The following is a 22,019-nucleotide window of genomic DNA, read 5'->3' as shown; positions in this document are numbered from 1 at the left end:
ATCCGCCTGCCGGCTTGGCCGCTGCCATTGAGCATGCAGTCCCCTCTCCCCGTGCACAGGGAGAGGGTTAGTGTGAGGGGTTATTCCTGGCACCCCTCACTAGTCAGCATATTCCCCGGCAGCCTCGATCACCGGCTTCCAGCGGGCGATCTCGCTTTCGAGCTTGGCCTTCAGCGCGGCCGGCGTCGCATCGGCGTCGGAGGACGGTGCCGTGCCCAGTTCGGCGAAGCGGGCGCCGACATTGGGATCCTTCAGCGCCACCTGCAGCGACTTCGACAGCCGTTCGTTGATCGCGGCGGGCGTACCTTTCGGCGTGTAGATACCGTGCCAGATACCGACTTCGAAACCCGGCAGGCCGGCTTCGACAGCCGTCGGAATGTCCTTCATGACGTCGAGGCGCTTGGGCGAGGTTACCGCATAAGCCTTGATCGTGCCGCCTTGAATCTGCTTCGTCGTGTTGGTCGTCTGGTCGCACATGATATCGACCTGGCCGCCGAGAAGGTCGGTCATGGCAGGACCCGTGCCCTTGTAGGGAACGGTCGTGAGCTGGGTCTGGATGGCGCTCATGAACATCATGCCGCAGAGATGCGAAGCGGCGCCGATGCCGGCATTGGCGACCGTCACCTTGTCCTTGTTGGCCTTGACATAGTCGATCAGGCCCTTGAGGTCCGTCGGCTCGAAGTCCTTGCGTGCGACGATCGTCATCGGCACCTCGGTCACAAGGCCGACATAGTCGAAGGCGCCGAGCGTGTCATAAGCGAGCTTGCGATAGAGCGTGGCGCTGGTAGCCATGCCGATATGGTGCAGGAGAATGGTGTATCCATCGGGATCGGCGTTCGCCACCCGGCCCGCGCCGAGCGTGCCGCCGGCGCCGCCGACGTTCTCCACGACGATCTGCTGACCGAGATCCTTAGACATGGATTCGGCGACGAGGCGTGCGACGGTATCGGTCGGGCCACCGGCCGCGAAGGGGACGACCATGGTAATGGTGCGCTCGGGATAGGTCTGCGCCAAAGCGGCGCCGGCGAGAAGAGAGACCGCGGCAGCCGCGGTCAGGCCGAGCATGGCCTTCAGGATTTTCATCGTTTCCTCCCTGATGAAACAAGCAAAGCCGCCGGCATATCCTCCGCGCCGACGATGTCCTATTTGCCGCCCGGAAAAATCGAGCCGCAATCACCGCCACCGCCTCGACAAGATGATTCTAAGACAGTGCGGTGCAGCATGGGTCGATTCTGAAACAAACGGCTATTGCGATGGGTGGAAATCCACCCATCGCCATGCTGGCAGGATCAGCCGTCAGTAAACAGCATCCGCTTGTCGAGGCCGTATTTCTGCATCTTTTCGTAGAGCGTCTTGCGGGAAATGCCGAGCGATTCATAGACCGGCCGGAGGCTTCCGCCATGCGCGACCAGTGCGCTGGCGATGACGCCCCGTTCGAATTCGGCGACGCGTTCTGCAAGGCCGGTCGCCTCCTCGGCCTGCCGCCCGCCATTGTCAAGGCCGAGCACCAGACGGTCGGCGGCGTTCCTCAATTCGCGGACATTGCCGGGCCAGTCGCGCTGGGCGATGTCAGAGATCACCTCCGGCGGCACGGTGAGCTCGTCGCGGCCGTAGCGGGCGGCCGCCTCCCGCACCAGCTGCAGGAAAAGCAGCGGAACGTCCGCCCGCCGCTGCGACAGCGACGGCACGTGCAGCGTTGCGACGTTCAGCCGGTAGAGTAGATCGGCGCGGAAACGGCCGGCTGCCACCTCCGCCTCAAGATCGACCTTGCTTGTCGCGATGAAGCGGACGTCGAGCGGCACGACCTCGTTCGATCCGAGCCTGGAGATCACCCGCTCCTGCAGCACCCGCAGGAACTTCGCCTGCAGATCGAAGGGCATGGAGCCGATCTCGTCGAGAAGGATGGTGCCGCCGCGCCCGTGTTCGAACTTTCCGTAACGCGGCCTGACCGCTCCCGGAAAGGCGCCGGGCTCATGGCCGAAAAGCTCGCTCTCGATCAGGTTTGCCGGCAGCGCGGCGCAATTGATCGCAATGAACGGCCGGCTTGCCCGGGCGCTGATGTCGTGAAGCGCGCGGGCCACCACTTCCTTGCCGGCGCCGGTCTCGCCGACAATAAGCGTATCGGCATCACTCGCCCCGATCGCACGGACGCGGTAGCGCAGGTCCACCATCGCCTGCGTGCGTCCCGGCAGCCGCGCCTCGATATCGTCGCGTTTGCCGGCGACCGCCTTCAGCAGCCGGTTTTCGAGTACGAGGCCGCGTCGCTCCATAGCCCGGCGAATGACGCCGGCAAGCATCTCCGCCGTGAACGGCTTCTCGATGAAATCATAGGCGCCCTCCCGCATCGCCTTCACAGCGAGCTGCACATCGCCATGGCCGGTGACGAGAATGACCGGCACCTCCGGATCGACCTCGCGGATCTTCTGCATCAGCGTCATACCGTCGATACCGGGCATGCGGATATCGCTGACGACGACGCCGGGAAAGCTGTAGCCGATCAGCTCGAGCACATGATCGCCATTCGAAAAGGTCTCGACGCTGAAGCCGGAGAGCTCCAGCGCCTGCGCCGTCGAGCGGCGCAGCTCCTCCTCGTCGTCGACCAGCAGAATCTTCGCTTCGTTCATTCCGCCGCCTCCGGCATCAGCCCTGCCGCCGACTGCAGCTCGATGCGGAACACCGCGCCCCCTTCAGGATGATTGGCGGCGGCCAGGCTGCCGCCGAAATCCTTGACGATGTTGTAGGAGATCGAAAGTCCCAGCCCGAGCCCCTTGCCGACGCCCTTCGTCGTGAAGAACGGATCGAAGATGCGCTCGGCGATCGCCGCCGGCACACCCGGCCCATGGTCGCGCACCGTCAGCACCACCTTGCCGGCCTCCTCGAAAGCCGAAACCTCGATGCGCCTGTCTTCCAGTCCTTCCACCGCGTCGGCGGCATTGGAGATCACATTCACCAGCACCTGCTGCAGACGCACCGAACCGGCGCGCACGACCGGCGCCCGTGTCCCGAGATCGAGCCGAAGCTCGGTGTCCGCCGCTTTCAGCCGCCATGCGACGATTTCCAGCGTATCACGCATCGCTTCGTCGAGAGGGACCGGCCCGAGCTTCTCGTTCGGCTTGCGGGCGAAGTTGCGCAGGTGCCGGCTGATCGAGGCCATCCGGTCGATCAGCCCGCCGATGCGCCTGATGTTGTCGCGCGCCTCCTCCATTCGCCCGCGGTCGATCAGCACCGTGGCGCTGTCCGTATAGGTCTTGGCGGCGGCCAGCGGCTGATTGAACTCATGCGAAAGAGCCGCCGACATTTGTCCGAGCCCGGCAAGCTTGCCGGCCTGGATCAGATCGGCCTGGGTCTGACGTAGCTGCTGTTCGGTCAGCCGCCGCTCCGAGATCTCCTCCTCGATGCGGCTGTTGACGCGGGCAAGATCAGCGGTGCGCTCCTCTACCCGCCGCTCCAGCTCGCCGCGCGCCTCGGCCTGCATCTGCATGCGCTCCGCAAGCCGCGCCCGCCGCTGGCGAAGCACGGCGACAGCAAGCACGGCGATGCAGAGGATGAGGAAAACGGCGGCCAGTGCGGTGCGCGCCTGAGCCCGGATGGAGCTCGTTTCCATCAGCACGTTCACCGTCCAGTCCTCGGCTGGCATATAATGCGACAGCACCAGATATTCGCTCGCACCCCGGTCGCTTGCCAGCGTCACCAGCTCGTGCTGTTCGAAGCGGTGACGCGTCACCGGAAGCGCCGTCAGCCTGGCATTGGCATAACGCCGCGAGGCTTCCGTGCGGGCGATGCGGTCGGCCGTCAGCGGCAGGATCGCCCCGTAAAGCCATTCCGGGCTGCCCGACATGAAGATGATACCCTCCGGATCGGAGACGAAAATCTTGTACTCCCCGCCGCTCCAGGAGGATTCGATCATGTCGATATCGACCTTGAAGACGATGACGCCACGGATGTCCGCCTCGACCCTGATCGGCGCCGAGAAATAATAGCCGCGTTTCAGCGAGGTGGTGCCGAGCGCATAAAATCGCGCTAGCCGGCCTTCGATCGCCTCCTGGAAATAGGGCCGGTAGTTGAAATTCTGCCCGACGAAGCTTCCGGGTCCATCATAGTTACTGGCGGCGATCGTCTCCCCGTCCGGCTTCACCACGTAGATGTCGGAGGATTTCAAAAGCCCGTTGATCTCTTTGAGGTAGAGGTTGGCAGCATCACGCAGCGCCATGTCGTCAGGCGCGCTGACCAGTTCCTTGATGTCGTCATGATCGGCAATCAGCGCCGGCAGCGCCTCGTAGCGGTTGAGATGACCGCTGAGCGCCGAAACCGCGAGACGCAGTGCCGTTCCCGCCTGCGCCGAGGCCTCTTCCATATAGGCGCGAGTCGCAATCGCGCTTCCATAGTTGAAGAAGGCGAAAATGACGATCGGCACCACCAAAAGCGCCGCTATCGCACGATATCTCGAAGACAGATCCGGCTCCTCCCTTTCTGCCTCCACTCCCCAGCAAGGCACGCCCGACGGGCTCCAAGTCTAATGATACGGACGGGGATTTCCAAGGGTCTGCCGAAACTTGACACCCCGTCGGCCGGATGTCCTATTGCGGCAACGCAAGGAGACCCACTCATGAGCGACGACCAGACGCCCTCCGACAGCAAACTGACCAGTTCCAAGCGCCGCTGGGCGGCGGAGGGCAAATTCCTGACCGGTCGCGTCAGCCGTCCGGAAGCCGAGCGCCTGCCGCCCGGCCAGCACCTCGTCAAAAATTGGCCGGTGCTCGACCTCGGCCAGCAGCCCGTCATCTCCACCGACAGCTGGCGGCTCGATGTCCGCGGCCTGGTCGAAACGCCGCTCACCCTCGACTGGGCCGCCTTCCAGGCGATCGAGCAGAGCACCAGGATCAGTGATATCCACTGCGTCACCACCTGGTCTCGTTATGACAACAACTGGAAGGGCGTTTCGACGCGGGATCTGCTCGATCTCGCCGTGCCGAAGCCGGATGCGGCCTACGTCCTGCTGACGAGTTATGACGGCTACACCACCAACCTGCCGCTTGCCGATTTCGCCGCCGAGGACGCGATCCTGGCGACATCATGGGAGGGCCTGCCGCTGATGCCCGATCACGGCGGCCCGATGCGCCTCGTCGTGCCGCATCTCTATTTCTGGAAAAGCGCCAAATGGCTGCGCCGGATCGAGCTGATGCCCGCCGACGAGGCCGGGTTCTGGGAAAAGAACGGTTACCACATGTATGGCGATCCGTGGCGCGAACAGCGCTATTCCGACGACTGAGCCTTCGGCCGCAAGACGCGTCTAAACACAAGGCCGGCAAGACCGAACAGGGCAGCCAATCCCGTCAACGATGCCATGCTGGCAGGATGAAGCGGCACCCTGCTCCAATTTGGCTTGACGACCTGGGCGGTGTTGAAAGCCTCGCCGCTAAACTGGCAGGTGATGAGCGCAAGCCCGCGCCGCGCCATGTCGATGTCGATGGCTGAGATGATTTCGCCCGCCGCAGTCGCCTCCCGCGGCATCTCCCGCATCGCCATCAGTACGGCTTTCGTCGCCGCGAGATAGGCATGAGCGCATTCGTTGAAAGGGCTTTCCTCGTCCGTCACGCTGCCCGGCATTCGGCCCCAGACGCAATAGGAATACTGGATCTCGGCGTAGTTCAGGACGCGGCGGAACGGTTCGTTGGTATCGACCGCCCGCGACGCCAGCGCGATAATCTCGCCGCGGTAATCGGCAATGACCGCCATCTCGCCGTGGGAAATGGCCGGGATCTCGAGGCCGGTATGGCTGCCGCCGGCGCGGCGCTCATGGGCGGACGTGTTTCCCGCAAGCAATGGGAACAGGCTTGCGATCAGAGCCAGAGCCGCAAGCCTGCCGATGGGCCGGATCACCGGAAGGCGGGCCGCAGCCCGCCCTTGAGGGCAAGCCGTCTTTCCGCCAGCGCTCCGAAGGCAAGGCCGAGCGTTGCCCAGAGAATCGCGTGCATGCCGAGCGAGGTCGTGCGGAACCGCCAGAGCACCATCGCCGAGAAATTCTCAGGCACTTCGTTGATCGGCGGTAGCAGATAAAGCACGACGCCGATAAACACGAGATAGGCGAGAGCGGCGACGATCGCGCCGTTCCAAAGCCCGAAACGCTCGGAGAGGCGGCGCGACAGCGCCACGGCGGCAATCAGCGCCCCGACCGAAACTACGATCATCAGGAAGAACAGCTCGGTCCTGACGCCGATCGTGTCGGGATTGCCGACCGCCGGCGGGTTGGCCGGATATTTGATGCCGGGGACGAGAACGATGGCCACGAAGGCGGCAATGGCGATGACGGCCGAGGTGCCACGCGCCGAAAGAGCGCTGAAGCGGCCATGCACCAAAGCAAAAGCGAGGGCAAAAAGCCCGCCGACGGCAACGCTGTAGGCCATAACGCCGGTGAAGAGGCCGAGACCGGCCTGCGTGGCGCGGCTGACGACTTCAGGTTCGGTCGCTTGCCCGGCCGCCTGCGCGCTGGCCTCTTCGAAAGCGATCGCCGCATCGACCAGCGGTTCGCCGAAGATATGGGCGAAAGCGAAAACGAGAATGCCAGCAATCACGCCCGCGAACATGCCGCGAAGCAAAAGATTTCCAACCATGTCAGGAACTCCCTTAGTGGCAGGGAAAGCCGAGGAGATGACGGCCGTCATGCAAGAATTCATGCACATACATGCCGTTGAACAGCGCCATCGCGCCCTCCTCGGTGCCGACGAAGTAGATGGCAATGAGCATCAGCAGGCCGCCGAAGATCGCCCAGGGAAGAATTTCGCCGACGGGGATCGGCGCCGGTGCCGCGATGGGCGTGAAAGTGGTGTCAGACATGTATTCCTCCGGAATGACGCGTTCAGTCGAAAGAGTGCTTGTGCGGCAGGGTCTGACTTCCAGCGCGAAGAGCTTTCGACACGCTGGTCACAGTGGCGCGACCGCGCCGGATTTCCACCGGCTTCCAAACCCGCAACAGCCCGGTTATAGCTGCACGCTGAAGAGACTGTCAACGAAACTTCGCAAGCCGGCAAAGCGTCCTTTGGCGCGGGAACAGACGCGCGGCGCTGCAGTCGTATCGAAAGGTCAGAACGATCGTGAATACGCGCCTCACCTGGATCTGCAACGGTGCGACGGCGGCGAGCCGCAAGGGCCTTTTCCCCCTCGACGAACCGCTAGAGGACAAAGCGGAAGAGGAAGCCGGCAACATCGCCGCCCTGCCCCGCGCGGATCGTATCGTCACGAGCCCCGCCTTGCGCGCCCGCCAGACCGCCGAGGCGCTACGCCTCGAAGCCCTGGCAGATCCGGCGCTTCGTGATTGCGACCACGGCCGCTGGGCCGGCAGGCCGATCGCGGCGGTCGAGGCAGAAGAACCGGAAAGCCTCATGGCCTGGATGACCGAGCCGGCGGCAGCACCGCACGGCGGCGAGAGCCTTGTTGATCTGCGAAAGCGCGTCGCCGGCTGGATGGACACCCAATCGGCCTTCGGCGGTCACGTCATCGCCGTCAGCCATGCGGCTGTCATCCGGGCGGCGGTCGCGCATGTGCTTCAGGCGCCGCCCTCCTCCTTCTGGCTGAGCGACGTCGAGCCGCTCGCCATCCTTCGCATGACCAGCAACGGCAGTCGCTGGTCTCTGCGCTTCCAGCATTAGAGATTCCTCATTCTATCCAGCCTTACACAAGCAAATTGCGTCATCCCTGCTGAACCCGGTTTTGCGGGGACTACCTTCCTTGTCCCAAGGAGATGGAAGAATGACATATGATTGGAGTGGAGAACGCACGCGGCGCCTGCGTTTCATGCGCGTCGCCACGTTCACGGTTCTGGCCGGTCTCATCGTCAGCGTTCCGCTGCTGATCGTCACCGCCTGACGCACGAGAAAGGGCGAGCATGCGACAGCACGCTCGCCTTCGTTTTTCTTCCTGATTTTTGCAGCGCCAACCACCTGCAGCATTATTCGCCTTCTGGTAGAAATCTGTGAAACAGCCGCGATGACAATCCCGGTTGCATCGCAAGCGTCATCCAGGCTCCTGACGGCGCAGCAGTGTACTTCCCCCTCTGATAGTTCGCCTTATGGTTTCAACGAACATTTCAGACTTTTGGGATATCTCGACGCGGGTGGAGATGGAGAAGGCATAATGCCGGTGTTTTTCCAGAGCAGAGCCGGAAGGCAATGCATGTCGATCGTCGGTTTGGGGATAACCCTCTGGCTTCTCGGTACGCTGCTCCGGTTCGACGACGGTCTCGCTTCATTCATGACCGATTTCGGCGCATACGGTGCCGACAAGCTCGTTCTAGGGCTCGGCATCGCCGGCGCCATGAGCTTCATCTATTCGGTGCTGCGCATTGCCGATCTGCGCAAGGAAATGGAATTGCGCGTCGCCGCTCAGGTGAAGGCCGATTGGACGGCAACTCATGATCAACTGACCAAGCTGCCGAACCGCTACGCCTTCGAGCGCAGGGCTCTCGCTCGGCCGATCAAGGACGACGAGGCCGAAATCGAGAAATGGGACGACAACGTCACCATCTTCTCTGTCGATCTCGACGGCTTCAAGAAAGTCAACGATCTCGTCGGCCACAAGGGCGGTGACGTGTTGCTGATCGAAGTCGCCAGGCGCATCTGCGCGCTCGGCAATGCCGATTGCGTCTACCGCTTTGGCGGTGACGAATTCATCATCGTCGCCTTTGCCCTGACGGCGCAGCGGGAGGAGCGTTTCGCCAAGCTGCTGATCCAGGCCGTGACCCGGCCGATCCATATCGATGGCTTTGCCGTCGAAGTCGGCGCCAGCGTCGGCTACGATCGCTGGGCTGAGGGAGCCGAACCGCTGGAAGATGCCGCCCATCGTGCCGACCTCGCCATGTACGAGGCCAAATCACGTGGCCCCAACCATTTTCTCGTCTTCGAAACCTCGATGCAGGACAAGGTAACCGAGCGCGCCGCCTTGGAAACCAGGCTGCGCGCCGCAATCGCCAATAAGGACATCAAGCCCTTCTATCAGCCGCTGATCGACCTGAAGACCGGCCAGCTCTGCGGTTTCGAAGCGCTCGCGCGCTGGACGGGCGAGGATGGCATCCGCATTCCGCCGCCGGTCTTTATCGACATTGCCGAGGAAACCGGCATGATCACCGCCTTGTTCGAGGATCTCCTCGCCCAGGCCTGCAGCGACGCGCTCACCTGGCCGGCGCATGTCATGTTGTCCTTCAACGTCTCGCCGGTGCAGATGGAAGACAAGCTCTTGACATCCCGCATCCTCAAGGTGCTGTCGGCAACCCGGCTGCCGCCGCAACGCCTGGAAGTCGAGATCACCGAGAACGCGCTGATTCAGGATCCCGCTATCGCCGCCGTCATTCTCGAAGAACTGCATGCTGCCGGCATCCAGATCGCTCTCGATGATTTCGGCACAGGCTATTCCAGCCTCGCCCAGCTCGCCCGCTATCGCTTCGACAAGATCAAGATCGACAAAAGCTTCATCGCCACCTATCGCGACGACGAGCGCCAGGAAAAGATCGTCCGCGCCATGCTTGGCCTCGGCAGAAGCCTCAATATCAAGACGACTGCGGAAGGCGTCGAGGAGCATGGCCAGCTCGCCTTCCTGCTGCAGCTCGGCTGCGACATAGGCCAGGGCTATCTTTTCGGCAAGGCGATGTCCGCCGCCGAGGCAAGCATCTTCATCCGCGATCGCAACCCCAATCTGGCGTCGACGGCCTGACCCTAGCGTAATTTAACAAAACGGCCCCAAGCTTGGCGTCGTGTCGGCCGCCACGAACCGTCAGCATGTTGCGCACGGGCGGCCATGCCTTTCCAGCGGGAGTTTCGGCGCTAAGTTCGGTCATCGTGACGACTGTGCGGAGTCTCTGAAGACATGTCATCCACCCACCTCCTCCTGACCTTCAACGCCGGCTCATCGACTGTGAAGGTCGGCGTCTTCTCGATCGATAGCGCCGAGGCACGACACCTCGGAAAGGGCGTCATCGACCTCCGCGCCGAGCCGCTCTCGCTTGGCCTGACCAGGGAATCGCAGACATTCCACATGCCGCTGAGGGCGGAGGTGACGGACGATCTGCACGGCGTCATCGACGAGACCTTCGCGCTTCTCGCCGATCAATTCGACATGGCTGCCGCAGTCGCTGTCGGCCACCGCGTCGTCCATGGCGGCGAGCGCTTCACGAGCGCCGTCGCGCTTGATGACGCCGCCACCAATGGGATCGAAGCGCTGATCCCGCTCGCGCCTCTGCACCAACCGCAAGCGCTGCGCTTCATCCGCGCGCTCCGTCACCTGAAGCCGCATCTTGTCCAGACAGCCTCCTTCGACACGGCCTTCCATGCCACGCAGGACGATCTCGTTCGCCGCCTCGCCATACCCCGTTCCCTGCATGACGAGGGCATCAAGCGTTACGGCTTCCACGGGCTTTCTTATAAGTTCATCGCCAGTGAACTCGCTCGCAAAGCGCCGCATGCGGCAAAGGTTGTGGTCGCCCATCTCGGCAGCGGCGCCAGCCTCTGTGCGATGGAAGACGGCATCAGCCGCGATTGCAGCATGGGCTTTTCGACCCTCGACGGCATCCCGATGGCGACACGCCCGGGCTGCCTCGATCCCGGCGTGATCCTGCACCTGGCAGGAGAGAGAAAACGATCCCTGGGTGAGATCGAGGATCTGCTCTATCACCGCTCAGGCCTGCTCGGTGTTTCCGGCATCAGCGCCGATACGCGCGATCTGTTGACGGACGGCCGGCCGGAAGCGCGCCAGGCGATCGATCTGTTCACGCTGCGCATCGCCGGCGAGATCGGCCGCATGGCGGCAACCCTCGGCGGCCTCGATGCCGTCGTTTTCACCGCCGGCATTGGCGAGCATCAGCCGAAAATCCGCGCCGGCGTGGCGAAACGCCTGTTCTGGCTCGGCCTTTCGATTGATGAAAAGGCCAACGCCGCCGACAGTTTCACGATCAGCACCGGGGAAAGCCGCATCGCCGCCCATGTCGTTGCCACGGACGAAGAACAGGTGATCGCCGATGAGGCGCTGTCCGTTCTTCGCGCCCGCTGATCCAGATCAACGGCGCGCCGGCGCTAACGGCTAGAACTGACGTTGAACGCGTTTTCGAACGGGAGAAGCCCATGGAAAAGCATATCTCGACCGCCGCCGCCCTGACCGATGCTGAACTCACTCTGATCGACCGCTACTGGCGGGCGGCCAACTATCTCTCGGTCGGCCAGATCTACCTGCTTGCCAATCCGCTGCTGCGCGAGCCGCTGAAGTCAAAACACATCAAGCCCCGCCTGCTCGGCCACTGGGGCACGACACCGGGCCTCAACTTCATTTATGCGCATCTGAACCGCCTCATCCGCGCCCGCGATCTCGACATCATCTACATATGCGGCCCCGGTCACGGCGGACCGGGCATGGTCGCCAACACCTATCTCGAAGGCTCCTACAGCGAAATCTATCCCGATATTTCTGAAGACACCGAAGGGATGCGCAGGCTCTTCCGCCAATTTTCCTTTCCCGGCGGCATTCCGAGCCATGCGGCTCCGGAAACACCGGGATCAATCCACGAGGGCGGCGAACTCGGCTACGCCCTCGTCCATGCCTATGGCGCCGCCTTCGACAACCCCGACCTCACCGTCGCCTGCGTCGTCGGCGACGGCGAGGCCGAAACCGGGCCGCTCGCCGCCAGCTGGCATTCCAACAAGTTCCTCAATCCCGCGCGCGACGGCGCCGTTCTGCCGATCCTGCATCTGAACGGCTACAAGATCGCCAACCCGACCGTTCTCGGCCGTGCCGGAGACGATGATCTCCGCCGCCTTTTCGAAGGCTACGGTTACGAACCCTTCTTCGTCGACGGCCACGAGCCGCGCGACATGCATCAACAGATGGCGGCGACACTGGACCGGGTCTTCGACCGCATCCGCGAGATTCAGGAGCAAGCCCGCAGCGGCAAGGCTGCGGCGGGCTGCCCGCGCTGGCCGATGATCGTGCTGCGCAGCCCCAAGGGCTGGACCGGACCGAAAGAGGTCGACGGCAAGAAGGTGGAAGGTTTCTGGCGAGCCCACCAGGTGCCGGTCTCCAACTGCCGCGAGAATGAAGGCCATCGCAAGATTCTCGAGGACTGGATGCGCAGCTACGGGCCGGAGGACCTGTTCGGCGCCGATGGCCGGCTGAAACCCGAGCTGCGGGCGGTGGCGCCTGCCGGCAAACGCCGCATGGGCGCCAACCCGCATGCCAATGGTGGTTTGCTGCGACGGGAACTCGATACCCCCGATATAAGCGACTATGCTGTCGAGATCGGCAAGCGCGGCAGCGTCGCGGCCCAGTCTACGGAAATTCTCGGCCATTACTTGCGCGACACGATGAAGCGCAACGCCGCGGCGGCGAATTTCCGGATCTTCGGCCCCGACGAGACGGAATCGAACCGCCTCGGCAGCGTCTTCGAGGTCACCGACCGCGTCTGGATGGAGGATATCGAGCCGTATGATATCCATCTCTCCCGCGATGGACGCGTCATGGAGGTGCTCTCCGAACATCTCTGCCAGGGCTGGCTGGAAGGCTACCTCCTGACCGGCCGCCACGGCCTCTTCTCCTGCTACGAGGCCTTCATCCACATCATCGACTCGATGTTCAACCAGCACGCCAAATGGCTGAAGGTGACGCGCGAGCTTGAATGGCGAGAACCGATCTCGTCGCTGAACTACCTGCTGACTTCGCATGTCTGGCGCCAGGACCACAACGGCTTCAGCCACCAGGATCCCGGTTTCGTCGATCTCGTCGCCAACAAGAAGGCCGATATCGTCCGCATCTATCTGCCGCCGGATGCCAATACCCTGCTCTGGGTCGGCGACCATTGCCTGCGCACCTATGACCGCATCAACGTCATCGTCGCCGGCAAGCAGCCGGAACCGCAATGGCTTTCGATGGACGAGGCGGCGAAACATTGCGAGGCCGGCATCGGGGTCTGGCACTGGGCAAGCAACGAGGAAGACGCAGTCGCCCCCGACCTCGTCATGGCCTGCGCCGGCGACGTGCCGACGATGGAGACGCTTGCCGCCGTCGACCTGTTGCGCAAGGCCGTGCCGGCGCTGAAGATCCGCACCGTCAACGTCGTCGATCTGTTGGCACTGCAATCCCGGGACCAGCATCCACACGGCCTGGCCGACGAGGCCTTCGACGCCATCTTCACGCCGGACAAGCCGGTGATTTTCGCCTATCACGGCTATCCCTATCTCATTCACCGCCTGACCTATAAGCGCACCAATCACGAGAACATCCACGTCCGCGGCTTCATCGAAGAGGGCACGACGACGACGCCCTTCGACATGACCGTCCTCAATGAGCTCGATCGTTACCATCTCGCGATCGAAGCGATCGAGCGCGTACCGGGCCTGAAGGAGAAGGCGACGGACGCGCTTGCCGCCTTCCGCCACAAGCTTGCCGAGCATCACGATTATGTCAGGGAACACGGCGAGGACATGCCGGAGGTGCGGAACTGGACATGGCCGGCGACGTGAGACATCGGTGACTGACCTCTGCGAATGCGGCGTCGCCGGATGCCTGAGCCCTAATGCATGTCGCCCGGAAGTGTGCAGCGGTTCCAGGACGACGACATGCATAAAAACAAAAGGCTAAAGCGCGTCGCATGAATCACATTTGACGACGCGCTTTATGCGCGGTCGAGTCGGGCCTTTTCCGTCATGCGCCAGACCCGCGGCGTTTCGCCGGCATATTTCAGGAAGAAGCGTGAGAAATAGGCGGGGTCGGCAAAGCCGAGGCGGAATCCGATCTCTTGAACGCTGCCGAGCGTGAAGACAAGCTGACGCTTGGCCTCCTCGACGAGTTTGGCGGCGATCAGCTCGTGCGGCGTGCTGCCGGTCATCGACCGGACGATCCGGGTGAGATGCGTCGGCGAAACCCCGAGCTCCCTGGCATAGAAGGATGCCGGCTTGTGGGATCGAAAATGCTGCTGAATAAGCTCGCCCAGCATGTCCATCCGTCGCTCGTTTTCGGTCGACGCAAGCTGCCCCGAGTTCCCCTCATGAGAAATCCGCGCCGTCAGCCGCAGCGCCAAACCGACGTAGGCTGCCAAGACCTCGTTGCGGCCGCTGCGACGATTTTCGAACTCGTCGCCCAGCCTTCGCAAAGTCTGCATCACATGGGCAGCCTCGGCATTATCAGGATCGAGCGGCGTCAGATGCGGCGTGGCCAGCCATTCGCCGGGATGGCTCCGCTCGCCGGGTGGATGGCTGAGATGGGATCGCAATATGGTGATGACAAGACCGTCGATATCGCGGGAAAAACGAAAGCCGTGATTGAACCCCGGGGGAACCGTAATGACCGCCGGCGGCCGGATGGCATGGCTCCTCTCGCCGAAGATCGCATCGCCCGAACCGGCTTCGATGTACAATATCTGAAAGAAGCTTTCGTGGCGGTGCAGTCGGATTTCCCATTGATGCCGGCTGCTACGCGAGCGAATTGTTTCGCAATGCAACCAAAACTCCGGCGATCGTCCGACGTTTTCGCCGTAGAGTTCGTAGGTCGGTATATGTCTGCTCATCGGCTCTCTCCCGCGCCAATGTTCGATTAGTGCAATTTTTAGGCTGGAATGTCCATTGTGGCGATCCGGTCGGCGCGACAGAATCTCACAAAACGCAGAAATGCGAGGGAGGAAGCATTTGCGAACTCAGGTCGCCATCATCGGTTCGGGACCATCCGGCTTGCTGCTCGGTCAGCTTCTGACCGAAGCCGGCATCGACAATGTCATTCTCGATCGCGTCAACAAGGATTACATCCTCGGCCGGGTGCGCGCCGGCGTTTTGGAGGAAGGCACTGTCGGCCTGCTGGACCAGGCCAAAGCCGGCGCCAGGCTGCACGCCGAAGGCCTGCCGCATGACGGCTTCTCGCTCGCCTTCGACGGACGCGACCATCACATCGATCTGCATGAACTCACCGGCGGCAGGCGCGTCACCGTCTACGGCCAGACCGAGGTGACGCGCGACCTGATGGAGCGGCGGGAAGCAAGCGGCGCCCTGTCGATCTACAATGCCGCCGATGTCGCACCGCATGATTTCGACGGCCGCTCTCCTTTCGTTACCTATATGAAAGACGGCGCTGCCAGGCGCATCGATTGCGATTTCATCGCCGGCTGCGACGGCTTTCATGGCGCAAGCCGCAACGCGGTCCCCGAAGGAGCGATCAAAAGTTTCGAGAAGGTCTATCCGTTCGGCTGGCTAGGCCTGCTTGCCGACGTGGCGCCCGTCAGCCATGAACTGATCTACGCCAACCATCCGAGGGGCTTTGCCCTCTGTTCGATGCGCTCGGCGACGCGCAGCCGCTATTATCTCCAATGCGCGCTCGACGAGAAGGTCGAGGACTGGAGCGACGACCGCTTCTGGGACGAGCTGAGACGGCGTCTGCCGGCACACCACGCCGAGGCGCTGAAAACTGCGCCGTCCTTCGAGAAATCGATCGCGCCTTTACGCTCCTTTGTCGCCGAGCCGATGCGTTTCGGCCGGCTTTTCCTTGTCGGCGACGCCGCCCATATCGTGCCGCCGACCGGCGCCAAGGGGCTGAACCTTGCAGCCAGCGACGTCCACTATCTATTCTCCGGGCTGCTCATGCATTACCGCGAAGGCTTGGATCATGGCATCGACGACTATTCGCAGGTTGCACTTGCCCGTGTGTGGAAAGCGGTGCGGTTTTCCTGGTGGATGACGACGATGATGCATCGTTTCCCCGATACCGGTGATTTCGATCAGAGGATTCAGGAGGCCGAGCTCGACTATCTCACGCATTCCCGCGCCGCCTCGACGGTCCTTGCCGAAAATTATGTGGGGTTGCCGTTCTGAAGGATTGCGGATGAAGGCTGCGCGCACTCGCAGCGAACCGGGTGTTCGGGACGCAGAACCATAACCAGCAGATCATGTATTTGAAGTTTTATTTCATTTTACATCACCATTTCGCATGACAAGCTAACCTGAAATTCAATACGGCGCTGGAGTACGCCGAAAAGGGAGAGAGAAGAATGAGGAAGCTGTTTCTGGCCGCCGCTGCGGCAATTGTTATGGGCACCAGCGCCTATGCCGACACCATCAAGGTCGGCGTCATCGGGCCGTTCTCCGGTCCCTTCGCGCTCCAGGGCAAGAACTTCAAGGCCGGCATCGACGCTTATATGGCTGTCAACGGCAGCAAGGTCGGCAGCGACACGGTCGAGATCGTCTACCGCGACGTGCCGCAGGCCGACCCGGCCCAATCCAAGGCGCTGGCGCAGGAACTGATCGTCAAGGAAAAAGTCCAGTATCTCGCCGGCTTCTATTTCACCCCCGACGCCATGGCGGTGACGCCGATCCTGAAGCAGGGCAACGTGCCGATGGTCGTTATGAACGCCGCGACCTCGGCGATCGTCACCAAGAGCCCGCTTGTTGTGCGCACCTCGTTCACGACCTGGCAGACCTCGACTCCGATCGCAAAAGTCGCCTTCGACGCCGGCGTCAAGAAGGTGATCTCTGTCGTCAGCGATTACGGCCCCGGCATCGACGCCGAGAATGCCTTCAAGACCGGCTTCGAAAAGGCCGGCGGCCAGGTGGTCGAGGCGATCCGAATGCCGCTTGCGACCAACGATTTCAGCCCGATCATGCAGCGCATCAAGGACTCCGGCGCTGAGGGCGTCTTCGCCTTCCTGCCGTCGGGACCGACGACCCTCGGCTTCGTCAAGGCTTACAACGAAAACGGTCTGAAGGCCGCCGGCATCAAGTTCTTCGCACCGGGCGACCTGACGCAGGAATCCGACCTGCCCGCGCTGGGTGACGCCGCGCTCGGCATTCAGACGACCTTCCACTATGCCGTGTCGCACGATTCTCCCGAGAACAAGGCTTTCGTCGAGGCGGCCACCAAGGCGATCGGCAACAAGGCCGAACTCTCCTTCCCCGCAGTCAGCGCCTATGACGGCATGTATGTCATCTACAAAATGATCGAGGCGACGGGCGGCAAGCAGGATGCCGAGAAGGCTGTCCATGCGGTAAAGGGCCTTGCCTGGGTGAGCCCGCGCGGCCCGGTTTCGATCGATCCGGAAAGCCGCCACATCACGCAGAACATCTATCTGCGCGAAGTCGCCAAGGCCGACGACGGGACCTACATCAACAAGGAGGTCCAGACCTTCGAGAAGCAGGGCGATCCGGGCCTGGCAGCGGCCAAGTAACATCGGGCGTCAGAACATGCGGCGGACCTGGAATCCCAGGCCCGTCGCATTCAAGTAGGTAGTTCCATGCAAACAGTCTTCAGCATAGCCGTCGACGCGCTAGCCTATGGCATGGTGCTCTTCGTGATATCGATCGGCCTTTCCGTCACCATGGGGCTGATGCGCGTCGTCAACCTCGCGCACGGCGCCTTCGCCATGATCGGGGGCTACATCGCCTCCTATGCCGCGCGTGACCTCGGCCTCGGTTATGCCATGGCAATCATTGCTGCCGTGGTCGCCACGATCATCATTGCAATCCCTCTCGAGCGCTTCCTCTATCGTCGGATCTACGGCGCGCCGGAACTGACCCAGGTGCTGATGACGATCGGCATCACCTTCTGCATCATCGGCATGTCCAATTACCTGATGGGACCAACGCTGAAGACCATACCGCTTGCCGCAGCGCTGCAGGGTTCGGCCGATCTCGGATTTCGCACCATTCCCGTTCACCGGCTTTTCGCCATCCTCTGCGGCCTCGCCGTGGCGCTGGCGCTCTGGTTCGCAATCGAAAGGACGAACTTCGGCGTCAAGCTGCGCGCCTCGGTGGACGATGCGGCGATGGCGGCGGCACTCGGCGTGCGCACCGAGATCATCTATGCGGTGAGCTTTGCCATCGCCGTCGGGCTTGCCGCCTTGGGCGGCGTGGTCGGCGCCGAACTCTTGCCGGTCGAGCCCTATTATGCGCTGCGCTACATGGTGACCTTCCTGGTCGTCGTCTCCGTCGGCGGCGCCGGCTCCATTCCCGGCGCGCTGATCGCCTGCCTGCTGCTCGGCGCGATCGATACAACGGGCCGCTATCTGATGCCGGAGTTCGGGGAATTCTTCTTCTATCTTGCCGTGATCGCGATCATCTGCGTCTTCCCGCGCGGCCTTGCCGGGAGGGCGAAGTGAGATGGCGCTTGTGTTGAACAACGAAAACGGACGTCTCCAGCATCGGCGCGGTTATGTCAGCCGCGATCTCGCCGGCATCATCGTGATCATCGCCGTTGCCGCCATCGGCTATTTCGCCTTCCCCGATAATCTCGCGCTTCTGACGCGGATGATCACCATCGCGCTGCTCGTGCTATCGCTCGATCTCGTGACCGGTTATTGCGGCGTTGCGACGCTCGGCCATGCAGCCCTGTTCGGCTCCGGCGCCTATGCCGCCGGCATCCTGTCGGCGCATTACGGCATCAATGATCCGCTGCTGATGCTGCTTGCCGGCATTGCCGGCGGCGTAGCTGCCGGGCTGCTCAGCGGCGCGATCATTCTGCGCGCGCACGGCCTGCCGCAACTCGTGCTGTCGATTGCCCTCATCCACCTCTTCCACGAATTCGCCAACAAGGCCTCCTCATGGACAGGAGGCAGTGATGGACTTTCCGGCATCGCGCCCGACCCGGTCCTCGGCTTTTTTGAATTCGATCTTTATGGCCGCACCGCCTTCTTTTTCGGAATGACGCTGCTGCTTATTGTCTTCGTGCTGCTGAGATTGCTGGTGCGTTCACCCTTCGGCATGCTCTGCCGCGCCATCAAGCAGGACCCGTTGCGTATCCGCGCCATGGGTGGTTCGCCGAAGGGCGCACTCATCAGGATGTACGCCATCTCGGGCGCGGTTGCCGGGGTCGGCGGCGCCTTGAACGCGATCTCGACGCAGGTCGTCGGCCTGGACAGCCTGTCCTTCACCCAGTCGGCCGAGGCGCTCGTCATGCTTGTGCTCGGCGGCACCGGCTCTCTTTTTGGGGCGCTCTCCGGCACGATCATCTTCATGCTCTTCGAGGACTATGTCTCGGCCGCCAATCCCTTCCACTGGCTGACCATGGTCGGTGCGCTCTTGATCGCCGTCGTGCTCTTCGCGCCGAAAGGGCTTTACGGAACGGCCGCAAATTTCATTGACCGCCGCAGGGAGCAGCGCTCATGAGCCATGTCTTTGAAGTCGCCAATCTCCGGAAAGCCTTCGGTGGCCTTGCCGTCACCAATGACGTTTCGCTGGCGATGGCGCCCGGCGACCGCGTCGCGCTGATCGGCCCGAACGGCGCCGGCAAGACCACCTTCGTCAACCTCGTCACCGGCAATCTCCCCCCCGATTCCGGCGAGGTCCGCCTTGGCGGCGAAACGGTGACGGCAGTCAATGCGATCGGCAGGGTCAAACGCGGCCTCGTCCGCTCCTTTCAGGTGACGCGGCTTTTCCAGGACATGACGCCCGCCGAACATGTCGGGCTCGCTGTCCTGCAGCGGGACGGAAAGACCTGGAACATGTTCGGAAATTTCCTCTCGATGCCCGATGTCATGGCCGAGATCGACCACCTCCTGGGAAAGCTCGGACTGACGCCGCTGATGCATCGCAAGGTCAGCGAGATTGCCTATGGACAGCAGCGGCTTCTCGAACTTGCCGTGGCGCTGGCGCTGAAGCCGAAGGTGCTGCTGCTCGATGAACCGGCCGCCGGCGTCCCGCAAAGCGATACCGGCCGCATCGAGCAAGCGCTGGCTGATCTGCCCGCCGATCTCGCCGTGCTGATGATCGAACACGACATGGATCTTGTTTTTCGTTTTGCCAAACGTGTCATCGTGCTGGCCGCCGGCGCGATCATCTTTGACGGCCAGCCTGAAGATGTCACCAGGGATGCGCGTGTGCGCGAGGCCTATCTCGGGAGTTATGCCAATGCCAGCCCTGTCGCTTGAAGTCGAAAATCTGTCGGCCGGATACGGGCCGACGCGGGTGTTGGAAGGCATTTCCTTCGCAGTGCCGGCAGGCGCAAGGCTTGCCGTGCTCGGCCGCAACGGCATGGGCAAGACGACGCTGCTGGCAACGCTCGCCGGCCAGACCAGACGCTACGAGGGCCGCATCACCCTTGGCGATACCGATGTCACAACAGCACCAAGCGCAACACGCGCGCACAAGGGTCTCGGCTATGTGCCGCAGACACGTTGCGTCTTCCCGACGCTGACCGTCGAAGAGAACCTTTTCGTCGGCTTGAAGGTGCGACCAAAGACGGCGCTGGAGGAAGCCTATGCGCTGTTTCCGCGCCTGAAGGAGCGCCGCCGCAACCTCGGCAACCAGCTTTCCGGCGGCGAACAGCAGATGCTTTCGACGGCCCGCACCATTCTCGGCCGCCCGTCGGTGCTGCTGCTCGACGAACCGCTCGAGGGTCTCGCCCCCGTTATCTGCGAGGAACTGATGGCAGCCTTCGCCGATCTCGCCAAGTCAGGCGACATGACCATTCTGCTTGTCGAACAGCGCATCCAGAGCGCGCTCGATTTCGCCGATCAGGTCATCATTCTCGAACGAGGGCGGCTGGCCTGGGCGGGAACGCCGGCAGGCCTATCCAAGGACCACGAAGCCGTCGAAAGCTTGCTCGGAGTGGGCGGCCTGCATTGAATCAATCAACGCCGTGTATCGTCATGATGACGTCATCATGAGCCCTGGCGTTATTACGCTGCCTGAAATATTTCAGCTGGAAGAAATTGATCGAAGCTTGAACAGGCAGAAAATCCCGCCCTCCCCAAAGCGGCACTAGCGTAAGACAGCGCATAAATCTTCATTTCCGAGGGAATAGACGCCGGCGTCAGTCCCTCTACTTGGATCTTCGAGCTGCAGACAAATTGCCCCTTTCGGATTTGATAGGATGAATTGATGTGACGCTCCGCAAAATCTCGTCGCCAAGCACTCGATAGAGTTGCATGTTCGAACAGAACTTCAGACTGGAGGTAGAAATGGTAAACCACAAGCCGGTTGCAGCGGACGTATACCAGCCCATTTTCGACATCGAAAAGCCGGTTGACGGCAACATCCTGGACGGTTCCACGGATGCCGACGGAGATCTTGTGCGTCTCAACTTCGTGAATGGGCAGCGAATTCCGCAACCGGCCAATCCCGACGGACCGGCCACGACGACGACGATCGAGGGAAAATACGGCACGCTGACCGTCTATTCCGACGGCTACTACACCTATGAACTCGATCACTCCAATTCGGAGGTATCAGCGCTCGGCCCGGGAGATCAACTCGTCGATCAGTTCAATTTCAAGATCTCGGACGGCAAAGGCGCCACCGATTTCGGATTGATCAATATCGCTGTCGATCTGCCGGAGCATGGCGACATTTTCGTCAATTTCGAGGATGTCGGCAAATATGATTTCCCCACAGGCTACAAGGGCTTCGATTGGGGCGCTTGGCACGATGGTGACGATGCAGCGATACAAAGGGAAGCCGACGGCAACCATTATCTGTCAGGCGGCGTCTTCTGGACACCCATCCATGCCGCTGATGGCGGCACCTTCCAGATCGAGCAATTCAGCGTGGCAAATGGCACATCTGACTATGACAACGTTCTCACGATCGAAGGTAGGCTGAACGGCGATGCTGTGTTCTTGGTTACGGTCAACGTGACCGCCGACAGCATTCATGACCCGCAAGTGATTGATCTCAGCGCCTATGGCCAGATCGACTATCTCGTGCTCGACACCGAGCCCGTCATTACCGAAACGAGCGGCCCCGATGATTATGGCGCGCAATACGACAACTTCCACTTTGTCGTTTGAGAGAGAGGAAAAGGGCGCCGCGCGCCAAACATTGCCTCTTTCCGATCCCGCGCTGCAGCGGCGATCCACTAGCGATTTCTTGCGATAGCTGATCGACCTGCGCCCTGCTAGCAATAAATCGTCCGAGGAGGGACGATTATGCTGGAATGGAGGAACTGATGCAGTCAATGGGAATCAGGTTAGCCGCGGTCATGTTCTCGCTGGCCTTATGGGCGATCATTATCGCTGCTGCATCCCATCTTTGGGCGATGAAAATACCCATATTGCATTTTATGCTCTACAGATA

The 22,019-nt window shown here is 62.0% G+C and carries 19 protein-coding genes; 12 read left to right on the top strand and 7 right to left on the bottom strand.

From position 1 onward, the window contains the following. Positions 1-99: 99 nt before the first annotated feature. The 3 genes from PYR71_RS18765 to PYR71_RS18755 all read right to left on the bottom strand — a co-directional run bounded on the left by PYR71_RS18765 (position 100) and on the right by PYR71_RS18755 (position 4,495). The gene (locus PYR71_RS18765; protein WP_275620399.1) at positions 100-1,083 is read right to left on the bottom strand and encodes a tripartite tricarboxylate transporter substrate-binding protein; all 984 of its coding nucleotides are present in this window, start codon (positions 1,081-1,083) and stop codon (positions 100-102) included. Between the two features lie 206 nt (positions 1,084-1,289). After that, the gene (locus PYR71_RS18760) at positions 1,290-2,624 is read right to left on the bottom strand and encodes a sigma-54-dependent transcriptional regulator (protein ID WP_275620398.1); all 1,335 of its coding nucleotides are present in this window, start codon (positions 2,622-2,624) and stop codon (positions 1,290-1,292) included. Then, positions 2,621-4,495 (bottom strand): sensor histidine kinase, encoded by a 1,875-nt coding sequence (locus PYR71_RS18755; RefSeq protein WP_275620397.1) that lies wholly within the window; start codon positions 4,493-4,495, stop codon positions 2,621-2,623. Before PYR71_RS18755 ends, PYR71_RS18760 begins: the two co-directional genes overlap by 4 nt. A gap of 111 nt (positions 4,496-4,606) precedes the next feature. Between PYR71_RS18755 and PYR71_RS18750 the strand changes: the two genes are divergently transcribed. After that, complete coding sequence (locus PYR71_RS18750) at positions 4,607-5,269, top strand: sulfite oxidase-like oxidoreductase (RefSeq protein ID WP_275620396.1); 663 nt, start codon at positions 4,607-4,609, stop codon at positions 5,267-5,269. Here the strand turns inward: PYR71_RS18750 and PYR71_RS18745 are convergent. From PYR71_RS18745 to PYR71_RS18735, 3 genes are read right to left on the bottom strand one after another with little or no spacing between them, the layout of a single operon-like run. After that, entirely contained in the window at positions 5,254-5,877 is a 624-nt protein-coding gene (locus PYR71_RS18745) for a hypothetical protein (protein WP_416340300.1), read from the bottom strand. The two genes, PYR71_RS18750 and PYR71_RS18745, sit on opposite strands and share 16 nt — an antisense overlap. Further along, positions 5,877-6,611, bottom strand: a complete 735-nt coding sequence (locus tag PYR71_RS18740) for a CbtA family protein (protein ID WP_275620394.1) — start codon at positions 6,609-6,611, stop codon at positions 5,877-5,879. Before PYR71_RS18740 ends, PYR71_RS18745 begins: the two co-directional genes overlap by 1 nt. A gap of 13 nt (positions 6,612-6,624) precedes the next feature. Continuing rightward, positions 6,625-6,834, bottom strand: a complete 210-nt coding sequence (locus PYR71_RS18735) for a CbtB domain-containing protein (protein ID WP_275620393.1) — start codon at positions 6,832-6,834, stop codon at positions 6,625-6,627. Positions 6,835-7,091: 257 nt separating this feature from the next. On the opposite strand from PYR71_RS18735, the gene PYR71_RS18730 reads away from it, so the two are divergent. The 4 genes from PYR71_RS18730 (at position 7,092) to PYR71_RS18715 (ending at position 13,493) form a co-directional block, all read left to right on the top strand. Continuing rightward, entirely contained in the window at positions 7,092-7,646 is a 555-nt protein-coding gene (locus PYR71_RS18730) for a histidine phosphatase family protein (RefSeq protein ID WP_275620392.1), read from the top strand. A 484-nt stretch (positions 7,647-8,130) separates the two neighbouring features. Further along, positions 8,131-9,702, top strand: a complete 1,572-nt coding sequence (locus tag PYR71_RS18725) for a putative bifunctional diguanylate cyclase/phosphodiesterase (RefSeq protein ID WP_275620391.1) — start codon at positions 8,131-8,133, stop codon at positions 9,700-9,702. Positions 9,703-9,855: 153 nt separating this feature from the next. Beyond that, the gene (locus PYR71_RS18720) at positions 9,856-11,034 is read left to right on the top strand and encodes an acetate/propionate family kinase (RefSeq protein ID WP_275620390.1); all 1,179 of its coding nucleotides are present in this window, start codon (positions 9,856-9,858) and stop codon (positions 11,032-11,034) included. Positions 11,035-11,105: 71 nt separating this feature from the next. Beyond that, positions 11,106-13,493 (top strand): phosphoketolase family protein, encoded by a 2,388-nt coding sequence (locus tag PYR71_RS18715; protein ID WP_275620389.1) that lies wholly within the window; start codon positions 11,106-11,108, stop codon positions 13,491-13,493. A gap of 152 nt (positions 13,494-13,645) precedes the next feature. Here the strand turns inward: PYR71_RS18715 and PYR71_RS18710 are convergent, their stop codons facing one another. Further along, complete coding sequence (locus PYR71_RS18710; RefSeq protein WP_275620388.1) at positions 13,646-14,536, bottom strand: helix-turn-helix domain-containing protein; 891 nt, start codon at positions 14,534-14,536, stop codon at positions 13,646-13,648. A 118-nt stretch (positions 14,537-14,654) separates the two neighbouring features. Between PYR71_RS18710 and pobA the strand changes: the two genes are divergently transcribed. From pobA to PYR71_RS18675, 7 genes are all read left to right on the top strand, one after another. Further along, complete coding sequence (gene pobA / locus PYR71_RS18705; protein WP_275620387.1) at positions 14,655-15,827, top strand: 4-hydroxybenzoate 3-monooxygenase; 1,173 nt, start codon at positions 14,655-14,657, stop codon at positions 15,825-15,827. 176 nt (positions 15,828-16,003) lie between these two features. Next, positions 16,004-17,176 carry an ABC transporter substrate-binding protein gene (locus tag PYR71_RS18700; RefSeq protein ID WP_275620386.1) on the top strand — a complete coding sequence of 391 codons (1,173 nt, stop codon included), beginning with the start codon at positions 16,004-16,006 and terminating at the stop codon, positions 17,174-17,176. 66 nt (positions 17,177-17,242) lie between these two features. Beyond that, positions 17,243-18,106, top strand: coding sequence for a branched-chain amino acid ABC transporter permease (locus PYR71_RS18695; protein WP_183918139.1), 864 nt, complete (start codon positions 17,243-17,245; stop codon positions 18,104-18,106). A gap of 1 nt (position 18,107) precedes the next feature. After that, complete coding sequence (locus PYR71_RS18690) at positions 18,108-19,112, top strand: branched-chain amino acid ABC transporter permease (RefSeq protein ID WP_275620385.1); 1,005 nt, start codon at positions 18,108-18,110, stop codon at positions 19,110-19,112. Continuing rightward, positions 19,109-19,873 (top strand): ABC transporter ATP-binding protein, encoded by a 765-nt coding sequence (locus tag PYR71_RS18685; protein WP_275620384.1) that lies wholly within the window; start codon positions 19,109-19,111, stop codon positions 19,871-19,873. The genes PYR71_RS18690 and PYR71_RS18685 overlap by 4 nt, the downstream gene beginning before the upstream one ends. Beyond that, a complete protein-coding gene (locus PYR71_RS18680) occupies positions 19,854-20,570 on the top strand; it encodes an ABC transporter ATP-binding protein (protein WP_275620383.1) in 717 nt (238 codons plus the stop codon). Before PYR71_RS18685 ends, PYR71_RS18680 begins: the two co-directional genes overlap by 20 nt. Before the next feature lie 335 nt (positions 20,571-20,905). Continuing rightward, a complete protein-coding gene (locus tag PYR71_RS18675) occupies positions 20,906-21,733 on the top strand; it encodes a cadherin-like domain-containing protein (protein WP_489686402.1) in 828 nt (275 codons plus the stop codon). Positions 21,734-22,019: the final 286 nt, after the last annotated feature.

It is taken from the genome of Rhizobium mulingense (assembly GCF_029194105.1).
Lineage (GTDB): Bacteria > Pseudomonadota > Alphaproteobacteria > Rhizobiales > Rhizobiaceae > Rhizobium > Rhizobium mulingense.
Note: the sequence above shows the minus strand (reverse complement) of the source record. Positions and strands in the feature narration are given on the sequence as shown.